General features: G+C 34.8%; 16 protein-coding genes. 10 read left to right on the top strand and 6 right to left on the bottom strand.

From position 1 onward, the window contains the following. Window positions 1-114 precede the first annotated feature (114 nt). From ABID42_RS20310 to ABID42_RS20275, 8 genes are all read left to right on the top strand, one after another. Window positions 115-804, top strand: coding sequence for a helix-turn-helix transcriptional regulator (locus tag ABID42_RS20310; RefSeq protein WP_367285219.1), 690 nt, complete (start codon window positions 115-117; stop codon window positions 802-804). A gap of 88 nt (window positions 805-892) precedes the next feature. Beyond that, window positions 893-1,393 (top strand): DinB family protein, encoded by a 501-nt coding sequence (locus ABID42_RS20305; RefSeq protein WP_367285218.1) that lies wholly within the window; start codon window positions 893-895, stop codon window positions 1,391-1,393. Window positions 1,394-1,575: 182 nt separating this feature from the next. Next, a complete protein-coding gene (gene gloA2 / locus ABID42_RS20300) occupies window positions 1,576-1,965 on the top strand; it encodes an SMU1112c/YaeR family gloxylase I-like metalloprotein (RefSeq protein ID WP_323688927.1) in 390 nt (129 codons plus the stop codon). Window positions 1,966-2,539: 574 nt separating this feature from the next. Continuing rightward, window positions 2,540-2,896 carry a tRNA-binding protein gene (locus ABID42_RS20295; protein ID WP_367285217.1) on the top strand — a complete coding sequence of 119 codons (357 nt, stop codon included), beginning with the start codon at window positions 2,540-2,542 and terminating at the stop codon, window positions 2,894-2,896. A 114-nt stretch (window positions 2,897-3,010) separates the two neighbouring features. Then, on the top strand, window positions 3,011-3,346 hold the full coding sequence (locus ABID42_RS20290) for a hypothetical protein (protein ID WP_323688925.1): 336 nt from the start codon (window positions 3,011-3,013) through the stop codon (window positions 3,344-3,346). A gap of 62 nt (window positions 3,347-3,408) precedes the next feature. Next, window positions 3,409-3,843, top strand: coding sequence for an SRPBCC family protein (locus tag ABID42_RS20285; protein WP_367285216.1), 435 nt, complete (start codon window positions 3,409-3,411; stop codon window positions 3,841-3,843). Window positions 3,844-3,966: 123 nt separating this feature from the next. After that, window positions 3,967-5,199, top strand: a complete 1,233-nt coding sequence (locus ABID42_RS20280; protein WP_323688923.1) for a dicarboxylate/amino acid:cation symporter — start codon at window positions 3,967-3,969, stop codon at window positions 5,197-5,199. A gap of 312 nt (window positions 5,200-5,511) precedes the next feature. Further along, window positions 5,512-6,672 carry a hypothetical protein gene (locus ABID42_RS20275; protein ID WP_367285215.1) on the top strand — a complete coding sequence of 387 codons (1,161 nt, stop codon included), beginning with the start codon at window positions 5,512-5,514 and terminating at the stop codon, window positions 6,670-6,672. A gap of 189 nt (window positions 6,673-6,861) precedes the next feature. Here ABID42_RS20275 and ABID42_RS20270 read toward each other — a convergent pair whose 3' ends face one another. Both ABID42_RS20270 and rbfA read right to left on the bottom strand, forming a co-directional pair. Then, window positions 6,862-8,082: an ABC transporter permease gene (locus ABID42_RS20270; RefSeq protein ID WP_367285214.1), complete on the bottom strand. Its 1,221-nt coding sequence runs from the start codon at window positions 8,080-8,082 to the stop codon at window positions 6,862-6,864. Window positions 8,083-8,262: 180 nt separating this feature from the next. Next, on the bottom strand, window positions 8,263-8,646 hold the full coding sequence (rbfA, locus tag ABID42_RS20265) for a 30S ribosome-binding factor RbfA (RefSeq protein WP_323689624.1): 384 nt from the start codon (window positions 8,644-8,646) through the stop codon (window positions 8,263-8,265). Window positions 8,647-8,793: 147 nt separating this feature from the next. On the opposite strand from rbfA, the gene ABID42_RS20260 reads away from it, so the two are divergent. Further along, window positions 8,794-10,200: a hypothetical protein gene (locus tag ABID42_RS20260; RefSeq protein WP_367285213.1), complete on the top strand. Its 1,407-nt coding sequence runs from the start codon at window positions 8,794-8,796 to the stop codon at window positions 10,198-10,200. Between the two features lie 57 nt (window positions 10,201-10,257). Here the strand turns inward: ABID42_RS20260 and rpiB are convergent, their stop codons facing one another. After that, window positions 10,258-10,698: a ribose 5-phosphate isomerase B gene (gene rpiB, locus ABID42_RS20255; protein ID WP_367285212.1), complete on the bottom strand. Its 441-nt coding sequence runs from the start codon at window positions 10,696-10,698 to the stop codon at window positions 10,258-10,260. 110 nt (window positions 10,699-10,808) lie between these two features. On the opposite strand from rpiB, the gene ABID42_RS20250 reads away from it, so the two are divergent. Beyond that, a complete protein-coding gene (locus ABID42_RS20250) occupies window positions 10,809-11,540 on the top strand; it encodes an LOG family protein (protein ID WP_367285211.1) in 732 nt (243 codons plus the stop codon). Window positions 11,541-11,816: 276 nt separating this feature from the next. Here the strand turns inward: ABID42_RS20250 and ABID42_RS20245 are convergent, their stop codons facing one another. The 3 genes from ABID42_RS20245 to ABID42_RS20235 form a co-directional block, all read right to left on the bottom strand. After that, the gene (locus ABID42_RS20245; protein WP_367285210.1) at window positions 11,817-12,524 is read right to left on the bottom strand and encodes a DUF6261 family protein; all 708 of its coding nucleotides are present in this window, start codon (window positions 12,522-12,524) and stop codon (window positions 11,817-11,819) included. Between the two features lie 524 nt (window positions 12,525-13,048). Then, a complete protein-coding gene (locus ABID42_RS20240) occupies window positions 13,049-13,513 on the bottom strand; it encodes a VOC family protein (RefSeq protein WP_367285209.1) in 465 nt (154 codons plus the stop codon). Between the two features lie 17 nt (window positions 13,514-13,530). Next, complete coding sequence (locus ABID42_RS20235; protein ID WP_367285208.1) at window positions 13,531-15,237, bottom strand: GMC oxidoreductase; 1,707 nt, start codon at window positions 15,235-15,237, stop codon at window positions 13,531-13,533. Between the last annotated feature and the right edge of the window lie 165 nt (window positions 15,238-15,402).

Below are 15,402 nucleotides of genomic sequence, written 5' to 3'. Positions count from 1 at the left end.
ATAGTATTATAAAATCAACAAACTCAAAGACAATGCTTTATGAGAAATAATAGTTAGTCAACAAATTATTTATCATAAATTTGAATTCATCTGCTTAATCTAAACTAATTTTTCATGAATCGTATTGATAGACTCTTTGGCATTTTTACTTTTTTACAATCTAAAAAATATACTTCAGCCGAAAAAATTGCGGAGAAATTTCAAATCAGTGTTCGTACTGTTTACAGAGATTTAAAAGCTTTAAATGAGTCGGGAATTCCGTTAGGTTTTGAACCGAACAAAGGATATTTTATCGTACAAGGTTTTTTTCTTCCGCCTATTTCTTTGACGAGCGACGAAGCAAATGCTTTACTTTTAATGGAATCAATCGTTTATCGTTTTACTGATAAATCCATTCAAAAACATTACTCAAATGCTTTGAATAAAGTAAAATCTGTATTGCCGAATGCTCAAAAAGATAAAATTGATTTACTTTCAGATAATATCAAATACCAAATTTCTCCTTGTATTGAGCAGAACTATGAATACTTATCTGATTTACAACAATCTATCTCTGCTAAAACAATCATTGATTTTGATTATAAAAATAACAAAGACGAAATTAGTCATCGTCGAGCAGAACCTATCGGCTTAGTTTTTTATGCCTTTAATTGGCATTTAATTGCTTGGTGCTATAAGCGAAATACTTATCGTGATTTTAGAGTATCCAGAATTTTAGATGTTAAAAATACTCAAATACCTTTTCAAAAAAATGACCACATTCCTTTGGCTGACTATATGAAACTACTTCCAGTAAACTATTAAATTATATTTAAAATTCTTGAAAAATCACTGACATAGGGTTGTCAGTAGCGTCTGTTTTATTTGCATTATCAACCAAAAAACAAACAACATGACGATGATTGCAATGTTCTTAAAAGAGTTAGACCAAGAAGCGGTTAGTACTCGTAAAATGTTATCAATAGTACCAGATGAAAAATTCAACTGGCAACCTCACCCTAGAAGTATGACTGTTCTAACACTTGCAAAACACATTGCCGAGTTACCTTCATGGGTTGGACTTGCTTTAACTACTAGCGAATTAGATTTTGCAGCGACTCCTTATGAACCCTTGAAAGTTAATTCAACCGTTGAACTTTTAGAGGTTTTTGAAAAAAATATTGAAGATGCTAAAGCTCATTTATTAGCTGCCAGTGAAGAACAGCTAAATGATAATTGGACATTAAGAAACGGCGACACTATTTATAGTACTACTCCAAAAAGCGAAACCATTCGCCATGCTTATTGTCAAATTGTACATCATAGAGCTCAATTAGGTGTTTTTCTCCGCTTACTTGATATTCCAATTCCTGGCTGTTATGGACCAAGTGCAGATGAAATGGGCTTATATTAATTGCTAAAGACCCTACTCAAACCTCACCTCTTTTTGAGATGAGGTTTTTTTTCACCAAAAGTTCTCATGTTGCCATGAGAGATTGGGGCAGCCGCCACTGCAAGTAAGGTAATTATTAGATAATTATTATTTGATGAATGCTAGCTCAATCAATATCTTTGTTGAAATAAAAACATAAGAATATGTTAGCCATCAACAAAATCCATCACATTGCTATTATTTGTGCTGATTATACAATCTCTAAAAAGTTTTATACAGAAATACTTGGTTTCAAAATAGAAAACGAAGTGTTCAGAAGCGAAAGAAATTCCTATAAATTAGATTTATCTGTAAATGGAATCTATCAAATAGAGTTATTCTCATTTCCAAACCCTCCTGCTCGTGCTTCTCGCCCCGAATCTTGTGGTTTAAGACATTTAGCTTTTGAAGTAAATGATGTCCAAGAAACACATAATTATTTAACAGGATTCAATATCGACTGCGAGAGTATCAGAATTGATGAATTCACTGATAAACAATTCTTTTTTATAAGTGACCCAGATGGATTACCCATTGAGTTTTATGAGAAATAATGGATTTCAAGCTTAAAAAAGTGGTACTACTTTCTTTTGAAAAATAGCACCACAACACTTTAAGGGATAGAGGTAATTGTGTAATTGAACTAAAAATCTGCAAGGGTTAGTCGTTATTAATACTAAAAATAGGTATTGTAATTTCATAAAAAATCCTCAGGCGGATAGTAAATATTATGGTAATCTAACCATTCTTGGAGTATGCTTTTTTTTCTTTTAGGTACTCCAATTTGTACGGTTTCACTAAAATTATTTTTTAACTTTACGTAGAGAATATTAAGCACTTGTGAATACAATACAAATGATACATCATCTGGCTTGAACACATCTCCTGATTCGTCCTTCAACTGAAAAGATACATTTTCATTCATAGCTTTTAAAGATTGATAGAAGTAAAAAAAATGTATAAAATGTACTTATTAAATGATGAAAAACATACAGAGTGTAGGTGTAGCATCTAATTTTTCAATGTTTAGATGTATTTCTTCAACAAAATAAGGGAGTTTTCATTGAAGATTTTAGCGTAAAAATACCTGTTTTACGAAAAAGGAAATTTACCTAATCAAATTAATCTATGATAAATAACACCAATAACGAGGCTATTTCTTGGGAAGATTTTGAAAAAGTGAAACTTCAAGTCGGGACAATTTTAGAAGCAAAAGATTTCCCAAAAGCCAAAAAGCCAGCATATCAATTAACCATTGATTTTGGTGATGAACTAGGTATTAAAAATTCATCAGCCCAACTTACAAAGCTTTACAGTAAAGAAGATTTGATTGGTCGCCAAGTAATTTGTGTAACGAATTTTCCGCCAAGACAAATCGCTAATTTTTTCTCAGAAGTATTAGTAACAGGAATTGTTTTGCCAGATGGTGAAGTAGTTTTGGCTTCTGTTGAAAGAAAAGTGCCTAATGGAACTAGACTTGCCTAAACATCTTTCAAAAAGTTTCAGACACTTCAAAGCATTAAACTTCATCAAATTATATAACAATTTTAAAACCTTTAGTAAATTGCAGTATTATTGAACCTCAACATCTTAAATCAAATGAAAACCATATTTATCTTCATATTTTCTTTAATGGTTTTTTCCGAAGCTTCTGGTTTTGGATTGATTGAATATTCTACAGTGATGCACACCAAACATCGTAATAAACAAGATACATTACGAAACAATAGTCAACATTTTGAAGTTATTCAAGCAAACCAAGTGCTAAAAAAAGAGCCTGAAAAACCTGCTGATAATCACTTTACTAAATCCCTGATTCAATGGATTGCGAATGGAGTAAAGTCAACTGTAGAATTTATTACCAGTGCTTTTGTAAGTGTTGTAAAAGCTATTGTTGCCGCTATCGTTAGTTTATTTACTTCTAAAGCTTGGTAAATCATTGATAACAAAACATCATAAACAGCTTGGAATAGCATAGCTACTTAAGCTAAAATTCCATGAAAATACTGATTAAAACTAAAGTAAATCAAAGCCTTCACAATGTTTGGAAAGGTTTTAATTTATCTTTATTCAAAGCACTCTCCCCTCCTTTTCCTCCTGTTATTGTCCGACAATTTGATGGTTGTCTCGAAGGTGATATTGTTCATTTAGAATTAAATTTTATTCTTTTTAAACAAGATTGGATTTCTTCAATCATCGAACAAAAAACAACAGACTCCAAGATTTACTTTATTGACGAAGGAACGACGCTCCCATTTTTTCTAAAATATTGGCATCATCAACATACAATGCTAAGTGAAGAATCGGGTACGGTAATTATTGATGAGATAACGTTCAACACTCCTTTTATTTTGACGGATTATCTAATGTATCCCTTACTTTATCTTCAATTTTTATACAGAAAACCCATTTATAAACGATATTTTCAATAAAGCAAAATCCACTCTAATTTGCAAAGAGTGGATTTTTTGTGTTAATTCGTTTTGACAAAATGCATTTCATTGAAATCAACGAGTAAAATCTCATCATTTCGACCCAAACAAACTTAATCTTAAATGAAGCTAAACATTACCACTAAAATTATCATCGGTTTTATTATCGGAATAATTGTAGGACAAATCATGCACACTCAACTAAGTGTTGAGCAAATTGCTGATGTTAGTAAGAACATTAAACTATTAGGAGATATTTTTTTAAGAAGCATTCACTTAATTGTTGGTCCACTTATTTTTTGTACTTTATCTGTAGGTGTTGCCAAATTAGGTGATTTCCGTTTGGTAGGCAGAATCGGATTAAAAACATTAGCTTATTTCTACTTCGCTACTATTCTTTCTTTACTAGTTGGCTTAGTTTTCGTAAATATTACTCGTCCCGGAGAATTTGGCACTTGGAAATTACCAGCTTCAGGTATTGAAACTGGAGTAACCGCAAAACCTCTAAAAACCTTCAGAGATTTCCTTTTTGAAATTTTTCCAGATAATATCTTTCAAGTTTTTGCAGAAAATAAAACGTTGGGAATCATTATGGTTTCAATCGTTTTTGGAATCGCTTTAGCAACAATGGGCGAACATGGTAAAAAAATCTCAAAAGGCATTGATTGGATTGGCGAAGCCATCTTCAAAATCGTAGGCTATATTATGTTGTTAGCTCCTTTTGCCGTTTTTGCATCCATGACCAACGTAATTGCACAAAATGGTTTAGGCGTTTTAGTATCTTATGCTTACTTAATTATTTGCTTCTTCGCTGCTTTACTCTTCTTTATTTTCGTGGTACTTTGGTTGATTTGCTATTTATTGAAAATCCCTTACTGGCGTTTAATGGCAACGATGAAAGATGCTATTTTACTTTCATTCAGTACTGCGAGTTCAGAAGCATCAATGCCAAAGCAAATTGAGTCTTTGAAAAGTTTAGGCATCAGCGAAAGAATCATTGGTTTTGTTTTGCCTTTGGGTTATAGTTTTAATTTAGATGGCTCGATGATGTATATGACTTTCGCAACGGGTTTTATTGCGCAAGCTTATGGAATGCCTTTAAACTTAGACCAACAAATTACAATGCTTCTAACACTGTTATTAGCGAGCAAAGGTATCGCTGGTGTGCCACGTGCTAGTTTGGTGGTAATTATGGGAACAATGACCCTCTTTGGACTTCCACAGGAAGGTTTGGTATTACTTCTTGGCGTAGATCCTTTCTTAGATATGGGTCGTTCGGCAACATCGGTTGTTGGAAACGCAGTTGCTACAGTAGTTGTAAGCAAATGGGAAGGCGAAACGCTTAGTGAAGCATAAACTAAAATTTTACTCATAAACATGAGTCATCCCGAATTTTGTGGATGACTTGCCAAACAAAAACCTCCTTGTTTAATTTTGTGAATTACGACAAACACAAAAAACAGGAGGTTTTATTATGCACAAGGCACTTCTACAAAAAACGATAGTTTTACAAAAAAAACAACTGCTTCGTATTTTCTTCTTAAAAAAATAGATGTTTAACTTTCTGATTTAGCATTTACTTTAGACAATCTTCTTGATAAACGTCTTGTTGAGACTTTCTACAATTTATTTGTTGCTATTCTTCTGAACAGGAATCGCCCTATTGGGTTGCTTCTGAGTGAGTTAGGAGGATTTATTTGTGGATTCAATCATGCTCCAGCAGGAACAAAACGTATCAGTAACCTTCTACGTTCAAAGAAATGGACAGCTACTGTGATTGATGATTTTCTATTTGCTCGCAGTAAAAAACGCATTGAACAACTAATCCAAATAGGAAAACGCCCTTTGTTAGTGTGGGACGATAGTAAAATAGAGAAACATGAGAGCTGGTTTACCGAAGGTCTATGCAGTGTAGAAAGTAGTAAAGCAAAACGTCTGACAAAAGTCAAGAAAGGTTTTTATCGTCCACCAGTAAGTCGTATCTGTGTGCCAGGTTATCGCTGGACTGCTACATTACTTTCTGCTTTGGGTGAAGTACCCAGTGTTTGTCAAATGACTTGGTGGACTACAAGGGGAAAGCATAAAGAACACGGCTCTAATATTATTTTTAGGATGCTGGAAAAGTTGAATAATTCTATTGGTAAAGGTGTTTTACATGTACTTGATAGAGGTTACGCTAATACTTGGACGATTGAATGGCGGCCGCCGCTGTGGTTTACGCACTTTGAACAAGATTTCTTATTTCGTTGGAAGAAAAATCATCTACTCGTTCATGCTGATAAAGGTAAAAAGAAGACACATTTACTCGCTCGTTCCTTCAAAGCTAGACACCGTAAGATTGTATTTGATAACCAACGTAAAATAGCCAAGAGTATTTCTATCGCATGGGCAGATGTACAACACCCTAATTTTGAAAAAATTCCTTTGTCTTTAGTAATTGTTAGAGATAGGAAAAATCATCAATCTCCTTTGTATCTGCTTACTTCAATTCAAATTGAAAATGTCGAACAGGCTTGGGAAATGTGTCATTCTTATATGCACAGATGGTCTATAGAACAGACCTTTAGATTTTGTAAAACAGAATTAGCCATTGAGTCTCCAAGATTATGGTTTTTCGAGAATACTTGTAAGTTACTTGGAATCGTAGCACTTATCTATGACTTTTTGATGAACCTAATTACCAATTGGGGAAATTGGATACAATTAGTATTAAAACAATGGTGTCATAGAACAGGAAATCGGTACCGAAATGCTTCGATACCGATTTACAGAGTAAGAATAGCCATTCACAATATCCTATGGATAAGCTTTGCCCAAAATTCGGGATGACTCATGTTTATGATTGATGAACAACGAATTCCTACTGTTTGAGCGGTAGCGAGTTTAGGAATTCTTGAATTTCTTTTGTTACTTTTCTTGTTTCAAGACAAGAAAAGTAAGGACTAGACAATAATACAACCCTCTAAAACTCATTATTTCAGAGAAAAATTCAGGATGACTCATGTTTATAAATTGTCATTAAACAATCTCTACATTGGCAGCTCGCTTGGCTGGAAAATATGATGCTAATAAAGTAATCAGAACAACTACAATGGTTGTGAAAAAGAAATCTGAGAATTGCATTTTAACTGGATAAGCATCAATCAATGCACCAACAATTCCCATCGAAATAAAACCGTAACTTTGTTGCAACCAACATAGAGTAAAACCTAAAATCAAACCGACAATTGCTCCTGTAAAAGCAACAATAGCACCTTCTGATAAAAATATCTTCTGAATCATTCGAGAATCTGCACCCATTGCGTAAAGCGTTTTAACATCTTCTTTTTTCTCGATGGCTAACATTGAAAGCGAGAAAAATATATTAAAACTGGCAATGCCAATAATAAAAGTAAGTGTTAAAAACACAAAAAGCTTTTCGATTTTAATCGCTCTCAACAAACTGGCATGTTGCTCATCTTGATTCTGAACGATATAATTTGTCCCTAAAATTTCTTGTATCTTATCTTGAATATTCGCAGTAGCTTCCTCGTTGGCTACTTTTATTTCAATCGCTGTGCGTTGATTGTTTAACTCGAATAAGCTCTGAGCAAACGAAAGTGGTGCATAAATATAATTATCATCATACTGCTGTTCAATCGCAAAGATTCCAGCAGGTACTAAATTTTGTTTATTAAATGCGTCGGTTGCGTAAAAATCTAAGGTCTTACTTTGCTTATTTCTTGGATACCAAACTTCTAATGGTGTAAAAAAAGCATCAATATCAATTCCTAATTTTACTGCAATCCCCGAACCGACTATTGAATAAGCAATACCATTATCATCCAATATTGCGTGACCGTCAATCATCATTTTCTTCAAACGTTCTTGTTTCAAGAAACTTTCATCAACGCCTTTTAGGTTGACAACCATTTGTGCATCACGATAACGCAACAAAACATTCTCTTCAATTACTTGTGTGATACTTTCTACACCTTGTACTTTACCAATTTTTTGTAATAAGGCTGGCGGACAATTGAAGTATTTCCCTTTCTTCGGACTAATCTTTAAATCAGCATCAAAGCTTTTGTATAAACCTCTTTGGAAATCCTCTAATCCATTAAAAACCGACAATACTACCACCAAAGCCATCGTTCCAACCCCCACACCCAACATCGAAATCATCGAAATCAAGGAGATGAAGGAAGTTTTCTTTCTAGCAAAAAAGTATCGTTTAGCAATAAAGAAAGGGAAATTCATAGGTCAGTTACCAATTGTGATTGAGTGAATGAGTGATTTAGTGATTTTGCTGTGAAGATTGCGACGCTTCGATTTGTGAAGAGTGATAAAGCTTTTAATAACTTAATAAAGTATCAGCTTTAGAATAACGAAAAACTAATACTTTAAAAATCACTAAATCACTCATTCACTCAATCACAATTAATCCAACTCTATTTCTTCTCCTTCTTTCAAAGGTGGGATATCTAATCCAGAAATTAGTGCGTCCATTTGTGCCGCATACTCTGCGGTGTCATCAATAAAAAACTCAAGATTCGGAATAATCCTTGCTTGATTACGGATTCTATTTCCTAAAATACCTCTGATATGTTTAGATTTTTCACGGATGTCTTGCAATAACCCTGCTTTATCATTGGCTAACATAAAGCTTAGATACACTCTTGCTATTGCCAAATCGGGGGTCATTTTAACTTCTGTTATCGTTACAAAAGCCTTTCCGAAAGTTGTACGCATATCTTTTTGAAAAATATCGCTCAAATCTTGTTGAATTAATTTAGCGAATTGTTGTTGTCTCTTCGATTCCATTTTAATTTTAATTTCTGCAAATTCTGATTATCGTAATTTGCGCTACCACATAATATCTTATGCTCTTCTTTCAATAATCTCACAAATTTCGGAATAATTCTTGGATTCACCGTAAATTCGTGAAAAACTTGAATACCTTCATACAATATGCTCAGTTTCTTTAAAGTAAACGCTGTCTATCAAATCTTTAGTTTATTGATTTTACTTATCCTTATCCGAATGCCCGTGTATTTGGTTGGGTTACCTCAGCTAATTCCAGAATTGCAATGGATGTTGGTTGGCGAACAAATCAATAAAGGCTTTGTAATGTATGCTGAAATTTGGGATAATACTGCGCCACTTTCTACTTTGGTTTATGCTGGACTCGACGGACTTTTCGGTCGTTCACAATCTGTCTATCAAATCGTCGCACTTTTCCTTACATATTTTCAGGCTGTTTACTTTAATGTAATGGTCAATAATAGAGATATTTTAGCCAAAAGAAACTACTTGCCAGGGCTATTCTATTTATTGTTCATGAATATTTCTTTCGACTGCTGTACTCTGTCGCCCGTTTTGATGGCAACCACTTTTGTATTGCTTTCATTAGGAACATTGGTAAAACAAATGAACCGATTGGAGGCTACCGATGAAGTATTTGAGATTGGCTTTTTAATTGGTATTGCTACTTTGTTTTATCCACCAGCAGGTGTATTTATTTTATGGGCTACGGCTTCCCTTTTATTCTTTAGTGGTACAACGTTACGTCAGCATTCATTATCAATATTTGGCTTTATTTTCCCTTTATCGCTTACAGCTTTGTTTTTCTATTTAAGTGGTACTTACGAAGCCTTTTCAAGAAATTTTATTTCTTCGGTTTTCCAACTTCGTCAGTATGATTTGAATGACTTCCGAAGTTTGCTCGCTACTTTGTTATTGCCAATTACTTTTGGAGTTTTAGGTTTTTTAAGATTAGTCAATGCTGTAGGTTTTAATAACTACCAAATTCGTTGCCAACAAGTAATGATGATTTGGGCAATTGCAGGTGTGGTTTCTATCGGTTTGATGCCTTTTTTAGCCCCGATGCAATTCATCATTTTTGTACCTGCCATTGCTTTCTTCACAGTAAGTTTCTTTAACAATACTAAAAGAGCTTGGTTGGCGGAGTTGACTTGTCTAGGTTTATTCGCTGCTGTATTATTGATTCACTATCAAGCTGTTTACTTCAAAGGGGTGGAAACTTTAGTACAATTAAAAAGCTTGAAATTGAAGGAAGAGCCAGATATTAAATTGAGTAATAAAAAAATATTGGTACTCGGCGATGGCATGGAAGAATATAAAAACAATTATGTTGCTACGCCATATATCAACTGGAGTTTGGCTAAATATGAATTAGAAAATCTTGACAACTACGATAACGTTATCAATATTCTTAGAAATGTAGAGAACGATTATCCTGAATTTATTATCGACAAAGTAAATCTTGCTCCAAAATTATTTAAACGAATTCCTGCTTTGGCTAGGAAGTATCATTCAATTGGAAATGGCGTTTATGAATTGAATAATAGGATATAATAAAAGCGGTCGAAAAACTAATTTCGACCGCTTTTATTTTCTATACCTCTAAAAATATTAGCAAGGAATTTTATTTACTCTTAACTGATGTCTTCCTCCTTCAAATTCTGTTGAAAGAAAAATGTTTGTGATTTCAATCGCTTCTTCTAAAGTCACAAAACGAGCTGGAATACATAATACATTTGCATCGTTATGCTGACGAATCAATGAAGACACTTCTGCATTCCAAGCTAAACCTGCACGAATTCCTTGATGCTTATTGGCTGTAATGGCTACTCCGTTAGCACTTCCGCATAATAAAATACCAAAAGTATATTCTTTGCTTTCAACGGCTGAAGAAAGTGGATGTGCAAAATCTGCATAGTCGCAAGAGGCATTGCTGTATGGACCGAAATCATTTACTTCGTAACCTTTTCCAGTTAAGTATTTCACTAATTCGGCTTTGTATTCAAACCCTGCGTGGTCGCCACCGATGGCGATTTTCTTAATAAATTCCATAAAAATTATGTATTTGTAAAATCGAACGATTTTTTTTCGTTATTTCAACCTATTCATTAACAAAGGTACAAAGTATCAATATTTTTTTAACGATTAAAATTCAAAAAGCTATGACAGACAGAGAGAGCGGGAAATTAATGACGCATGATGAGAAAATAAAAAAAGCTTTCGTTGACCATACTTGGGCGGAAATTCATTCAGAAGAATCTTGGAGAACCTTCAAAATTATGTCTGAATTTGTAGAGGGTGTAGATAAATTAGCAAAGATTGGTCCTTGTGTTTCGATTTTTGGCTCGGCAAGAACAAAACCCGATAATCCTTACTATTTAATGGCGGAGGAAATTGCTTCTAAATTGGTACGTCACGGCTATGGTGTTATTACTGGTGGTGGACCAGGTATTATGGAAGCAGGCAACAAGGGAGCTAAATTACAAGGTGGAAAATCTGTAGGTTTGAACATTGAATTACCTTTTGAACAAAAACCGAATGATTATATCGACCGTGATAAAAGTATCGACTTTGAATACTTCTTTGTCCGTAAGGTAATGTTTGTAAAATATTCTCAAGGCTTCATCATCATGCCGGGTGGTTTTGGTACACTTGATGAAATGTTTGAATCGCTTACTTTGATGCAAACTCAGAAAATTGGGCGTTTCCCTGTGGTATTGGTTGGCAAAAAATATTGGAGCGGATTATTTGAATGGATTAAAGAAACGATGGTACCCGAAGGAACTATCAATCCTGATGATTTAGAATTAGTTTCTTTGGTTGATAATCCGACGGATGCTGTGAAAGTAATTGATGATTTTTATGCCAAGTATTTGTTGAAACCTAATTTTTAGGACTAACAGCATACATATTTTCCTTTCAACATGAGTCATCCCGATTTTTTTTAAAAGTGAGTTTAAGGACAATTTGAAAGGTTTTCTATTTATTATTGTCTAGTCCTTACTTTTCTTTCCTTGATGAAAGAAAAGTAACCGCAGCGGCGAACCGCCTCGCTTCGCTCAAACAGTAGGAATTCGTTGCTAATCAATCACAAAAAGCGGTCAAAGAACTAATTTTGACCGCTTTTTTATGCTTTTAAAATTCGGGATGACTCTTGTTGAAAACTCTCTTTACTCCTTCCCTCCTCTTTTCGGTCTTGCCACATTGTATTTTTTAGTCAATTCTTCAATTTCCTTGATAATATTGCCATAATCTGCTGTGGGATATACCATTTCTAGGGCTTTTAATAGATTAAAAAGGCTTTTGAATCGTGCTATCGCTATCGTTTTACTTTCCTTGAAATTCTTTTCAGGTAAGTTTACTTTTGACATTACCATCATTATGTACAAACTATTAAATGCCAAATTATCTGTTTTCAAGGCTTGAAGCCAGTCTGATAAATGTAGTTTAGTAATGGCTTGGCTCAGACTTTCATCATTTTCAAAATCCCTTATCAGGCTATTCGTTATCTCGGTTTGGTCGTAATATTTCCTTTTCTCTATTTGCTTTCCATACTTGGCAAAGGTTCTCAAAATACTTTTTCCGGCCTCTCGATAGTCAGTATCAAAGTGCTTTAAATAGCTTGTTGCAATTTCTCTGATGCCTTGCGTTAGCTGATTTCTACGAGTATCCAGCTCCTTTAAATCTTCAGTGTGCGGGTTCTTTCTGGCTGTTGAGAAAATCAAGCAGAGTTGTTCTATTTCGGAAGAGAGTTCCGCCATTTTTTGACTTACTTCTGTAGTTGGTTGATTCAACGTTTTACAAATGGAGATAACATTTTCCAGAAAACCAATGGTTGAGGCGTTGGAATAGTGGTAGATTTTTGAGGTATGTATCATGTTTCAAACTATTTATATTGACATTTTCCAAGAAAACGGAGTTTGGCTTTAAATAGTTTACTTCATGACGATTTTTTTATTCTATAACTAACTGAAGCAGAGTAGCTAACATCATTTCTAATCATTTTTCAATAGAAATAATATAGATACACATATTTCTAATCATTTTCCAATAGAAATAATACAGATACACATGTATCTAATCATTTTCCAATAGAAATAATACAGATACAAATGTTTCTATTCATTTTCTAATAGAAATAATATAGATACAGATGTTTCTAATCATTTTCCAATAGAAATATTATAGATACAGAAATTTCTAATCATTTCTTAACAGAAATAGTATAGATACATGTATTTCTAAACAGGCTAAAACAAAAACAGGTCAGCAACTTCGGTTGCTGACCTGTATCACCTAAAAGCAAAGAAAAATCATCTAATGAAATCTTTATCTCCTTTCTTTCTCATTAGCGGGCGATTTAAATCGCCTGCTAATGAGAAAGACGGTACTTCAAACGCTTTTATTTCTTCGGCTCATTAAGTTCAATCACATAACCGTCTGGGTCGGTTACATAAATTTGAAATGCGCCATCAAAACGCTTTTGTCTGTGATACGCCACATTGTTTGCCTTCAAAAACTCTTCGATTCCATCCGCAGAATTTGTCGGGATTGATAAAGAGAAATGTGCTCCGTTCTTATCATTGTTTGCTACTGGTTGTTCTCTGCCCAATAGTAAATGTAATTCTTGTCCGGGTGCAATCTTGAACCATCTCCTAATCGCCAATAAATTATCTGGCACATCCACAGGCGACAAACCGATAATTTCACGATAGAATTTAGCACTTACTTTCAAATCTTTCACGGCTAAACCAACGTGGTTGTAAGAAAGAATTTCAATTCCTTTTTTGGGTGTATCTTGAGCAAAAGTATGCGAAGCAAAGCTAGTACACATCAAAAGGGCAATCATCAAGCGAATAGTTTTCATGGATTGAATTTGGTTGTTTATAAATTTCCTTTTTTTAATTCTTTCACCGCATAATCGGCAGCACGGGCAGTCATTGCCATATAAGTAAGCGATGGATTTACACAAGATGCCGAAGTCATAAAAGCGCCATCCGTCACAAACACATTTTTGCAAGCCCACACCTGATTCCATTTGTTGAGTACCGAAGTTTTAGGGTCGTGACCCATGCGGGCAGTTCCCATTTCATGAATTCCCAAACCCGGATAACTCATCTCGTCATAAGCGTTCACATTTTTAAAACCCGCCGCTTCTAGCATTTCAGCGGCATCGTTTTTCATATCCACCCGCATTTTCAATTCATTCTCCTTAAACTCGGCATCCATTCTTAAAACAGGTTGCCCCCATTTGTCGGTAATTTCTTTAGAGAGTTCTACTTTGTTTTCGTAGTAAGGCAAGCATTCTCCGAAACCGCCCAAATCCATACTCCAGTTGCCAATTTGCGTTTGTTTATTTTTGAGCGAAGCCCCAAATTCCTCCTCTTCTGCCCACTGTCTGTATCGTCTTGCACCACCTTCGTAGCCAAAACCACGCAGATAATCACGTTTATCTGTACCAATATTACGGAAACGTGGCACATAACCGCCTACTGGATTTCGTCCTTTATAGTACTTATCTTTAAACAATTCGGTTTCGCCATAAGCGCCAATTCTGAAATGATGATCCATCAAATTATGCCCAAGCTGACCACTATCGTCCATCCCATTCGGGAAACGGTTTGAAGTAGAATTCAACAAAATAAAAGTAGAACCCAAAGCAGAAGCATTCAGAAAAACGATTTTGGCGAAAAACTCATGCCATTCACCTGTGCGTTCATCAATTACTCTTACGCCTTTGGCTTTCTTCTTTTGTTCATCATAAATAATTGAATTGACGATAGAATGCGGACGAACCGTAAGATTTCCGGTCTTTTGGGCAGCAGGCAAAGTAGCGGCTTGAGAACTAAAGTATGCACCAAAGGGACAACCACGCATACACATATCTCGTGACTGACAAGAAGCTCGCCCAAGAGCGGTCTGTTCGGCAGTAGGTTGCGTAATATGTGCCCCACGACCATGAATCAAATAGCGATTAGGAAATTTCTGCCGAATTGTTTTCGAGAAATGTTCTTCGGCACAAGTAAATTCTATCGGCGGTTGGAACTCGCCATCGGGTAAATGCGGGAGTCCATCACGAGTACCGCAAATGCCAGCAAACTTTTCTGCATAGCTATACCAAGGAGCAATATCTTTATAACGAATAGGCCAATCTATTCCGATGCCCTCTTTCAAATTTGCTTCAAAATCTATATCACTCCAACGTAAAGAAACCCTTCCCCACATCAAAGAACGCCCGCCGACATGGTATCCACGAATCCAATCAAAACGCTTGGTTTCGAGATATGGATTTTCTAAATCGTTTACAAAATGTTCGTGAGTAGATTCGGTGATGGTAAAACCAGTACGGTTTTGAATGGGATGTTTGGCAATAATATCGAGGGGAGCTTTTCCGCCATGTTCAAAATTCCAAGGGTCGGTCAAGGCGGTTTTATAATCTTTTACGTGTTCGATATTTCGTCCACGTTCCAATACTAAAACTTTTAATCCCTTTTGAGTAAGTTCCTTCGCAGCCCAACCTCCGCTAATTCCAGAACCTACCACTATAGCATCATAAGTATTTTGTTCAAAATGGTTCTTGTTGATATTCATTGTTGAGAATGTTGAAAAAAGTATTTGGGATAAAAGTAAAAAATATCTTTGTAAACCCATGCAAACCTGTGGGGTAAGGAAAAAGAAAGTGTTTTTATTTTCTTACATTGAAGAATATTGAAATCATTATTCATGTATATTTAAAAAACAATTAACTCGGAATCG

It is taken from the genome of Arcicella rosea (assembly GCF_040543805.1).
Lineage (GTDB): Bacteria > Bacteroidota > Bacteroidia > Cytophagales > Spirosomataceae > Arcicella > Arcicella rosea.
This window is presented reverse-complemented; position numbering and strand designations above follow the sequence as displayed.

What these genes read in the sequence shown, in the direction of transcription:
- ABID42_RS20310 (WP_367285219.1), top strand. Translation starts at nt 115, where the DNA reads ATGAATCGTATTGATAGACTCTTTGGCATTTTTACTTTTTTACAATCT.
- ABID42_RS20305 (WP_367285218.1), top strand. Translation starts at nt 893, where the DNA reads ATGACGATGATTGCAATGTTCTTAAAAGAGTTAGACCAAGAAGCGGTT.
- gloA2 (WP_323688927.1), top strand. Translation starts at nt 1,576, where the DNA reads ATGTTAGCCATCAACAAAATCCATCACATTGCTATTATTTGTGCTGAT.
- ABID42_RS20295 (WP_367285217.1), top strand. Translation starts at nt 2,540, where the DNA reads ATGATAAATAACACCAATAACGAGGCTATTTCTTGGGAAGATTTTGAA.
- ABID42_RS20290 (WP_323688925.1), top strand. Translation starts at nt 3,011, where the DNA reads ATGAAAACCATATTTATCTTCATATTTTCTTTAATGGTTTTTTCCGAA.
- ABID42_RS20285 (WP_367285216.1), top strand. Translation starts at nt 3,409, where the DNA reads ATGAAAATACTGATTAAAACTAAAGTAAATCAAAGCCTTCACAATGTT.
- ABID42_RS20280 (WP_323688923.1), top strand. Translation starts at nt 3,967, where the DNA reads ATGAAGCTAAACATTACCACTAAAATTATCATCGGTTTTATTATCGGA.
- ABID42_RS20270 (WP_367285214.1), bottom strand. Translation starts at nt 8,082, where the DNA reads ATGAATTTCCCTTTCTTTATTGCTAAACGATACTTTTTTGCTAGAAAG.
- rbfA (WP_323689624.1), bottom strand. Translation starts at nt 8,646, where the DNA reads ATGGAATCGAAGAGACAACAACAATTCGCTAAATTAATTCAACAAGAT.
- ABID42_RS20260 (WP_367285213.1), top strand. Translation starts at nt 8,794, where the DNA reads ATGCTCAGTTTCTTTAAAGTAAACGCTGTCTATCAAATCTTTAGTTTA.
- rpiB (WP_367285212.1), bottom strand. Translation starts at nt 10,698, where the DNA reads ATGGAATTTATTAAGAAAATCGCCATCGGTGGCGACCACGCAGGGTTT.
- ABID42_RS20250 (WP_367285211.1), top strand. Translation starts at nt 10,809, where the DNA reads ATGACAGACAGAGAGAGCGGGAAATTAATGACGCATGATGAGAAAATA.
- ABID42_RS20245 (WP_367285210.1), bottom strand. Translation starts at nt 12,524, where the DNA reads ATGATACATACCTCAAAAATCTACCACTATTCCAACGCCTCAACCATT.
- ABID42_RS20240 (WP_367285209.1), bottom strand. Translation starts at nt 13,513, where the DNA reads ATGAAAACTATTCGCTTGATGATTGCCCTTTTGATGTGTACTAGCTTT.
- ABID42_RS20235 (WP_367285208.1), bottom strand. Translation starts at nt 15,237, where the DNA reads ATGAATATCAACAAGAACCATTTTGAACAAAATACTTATGATGCTATA.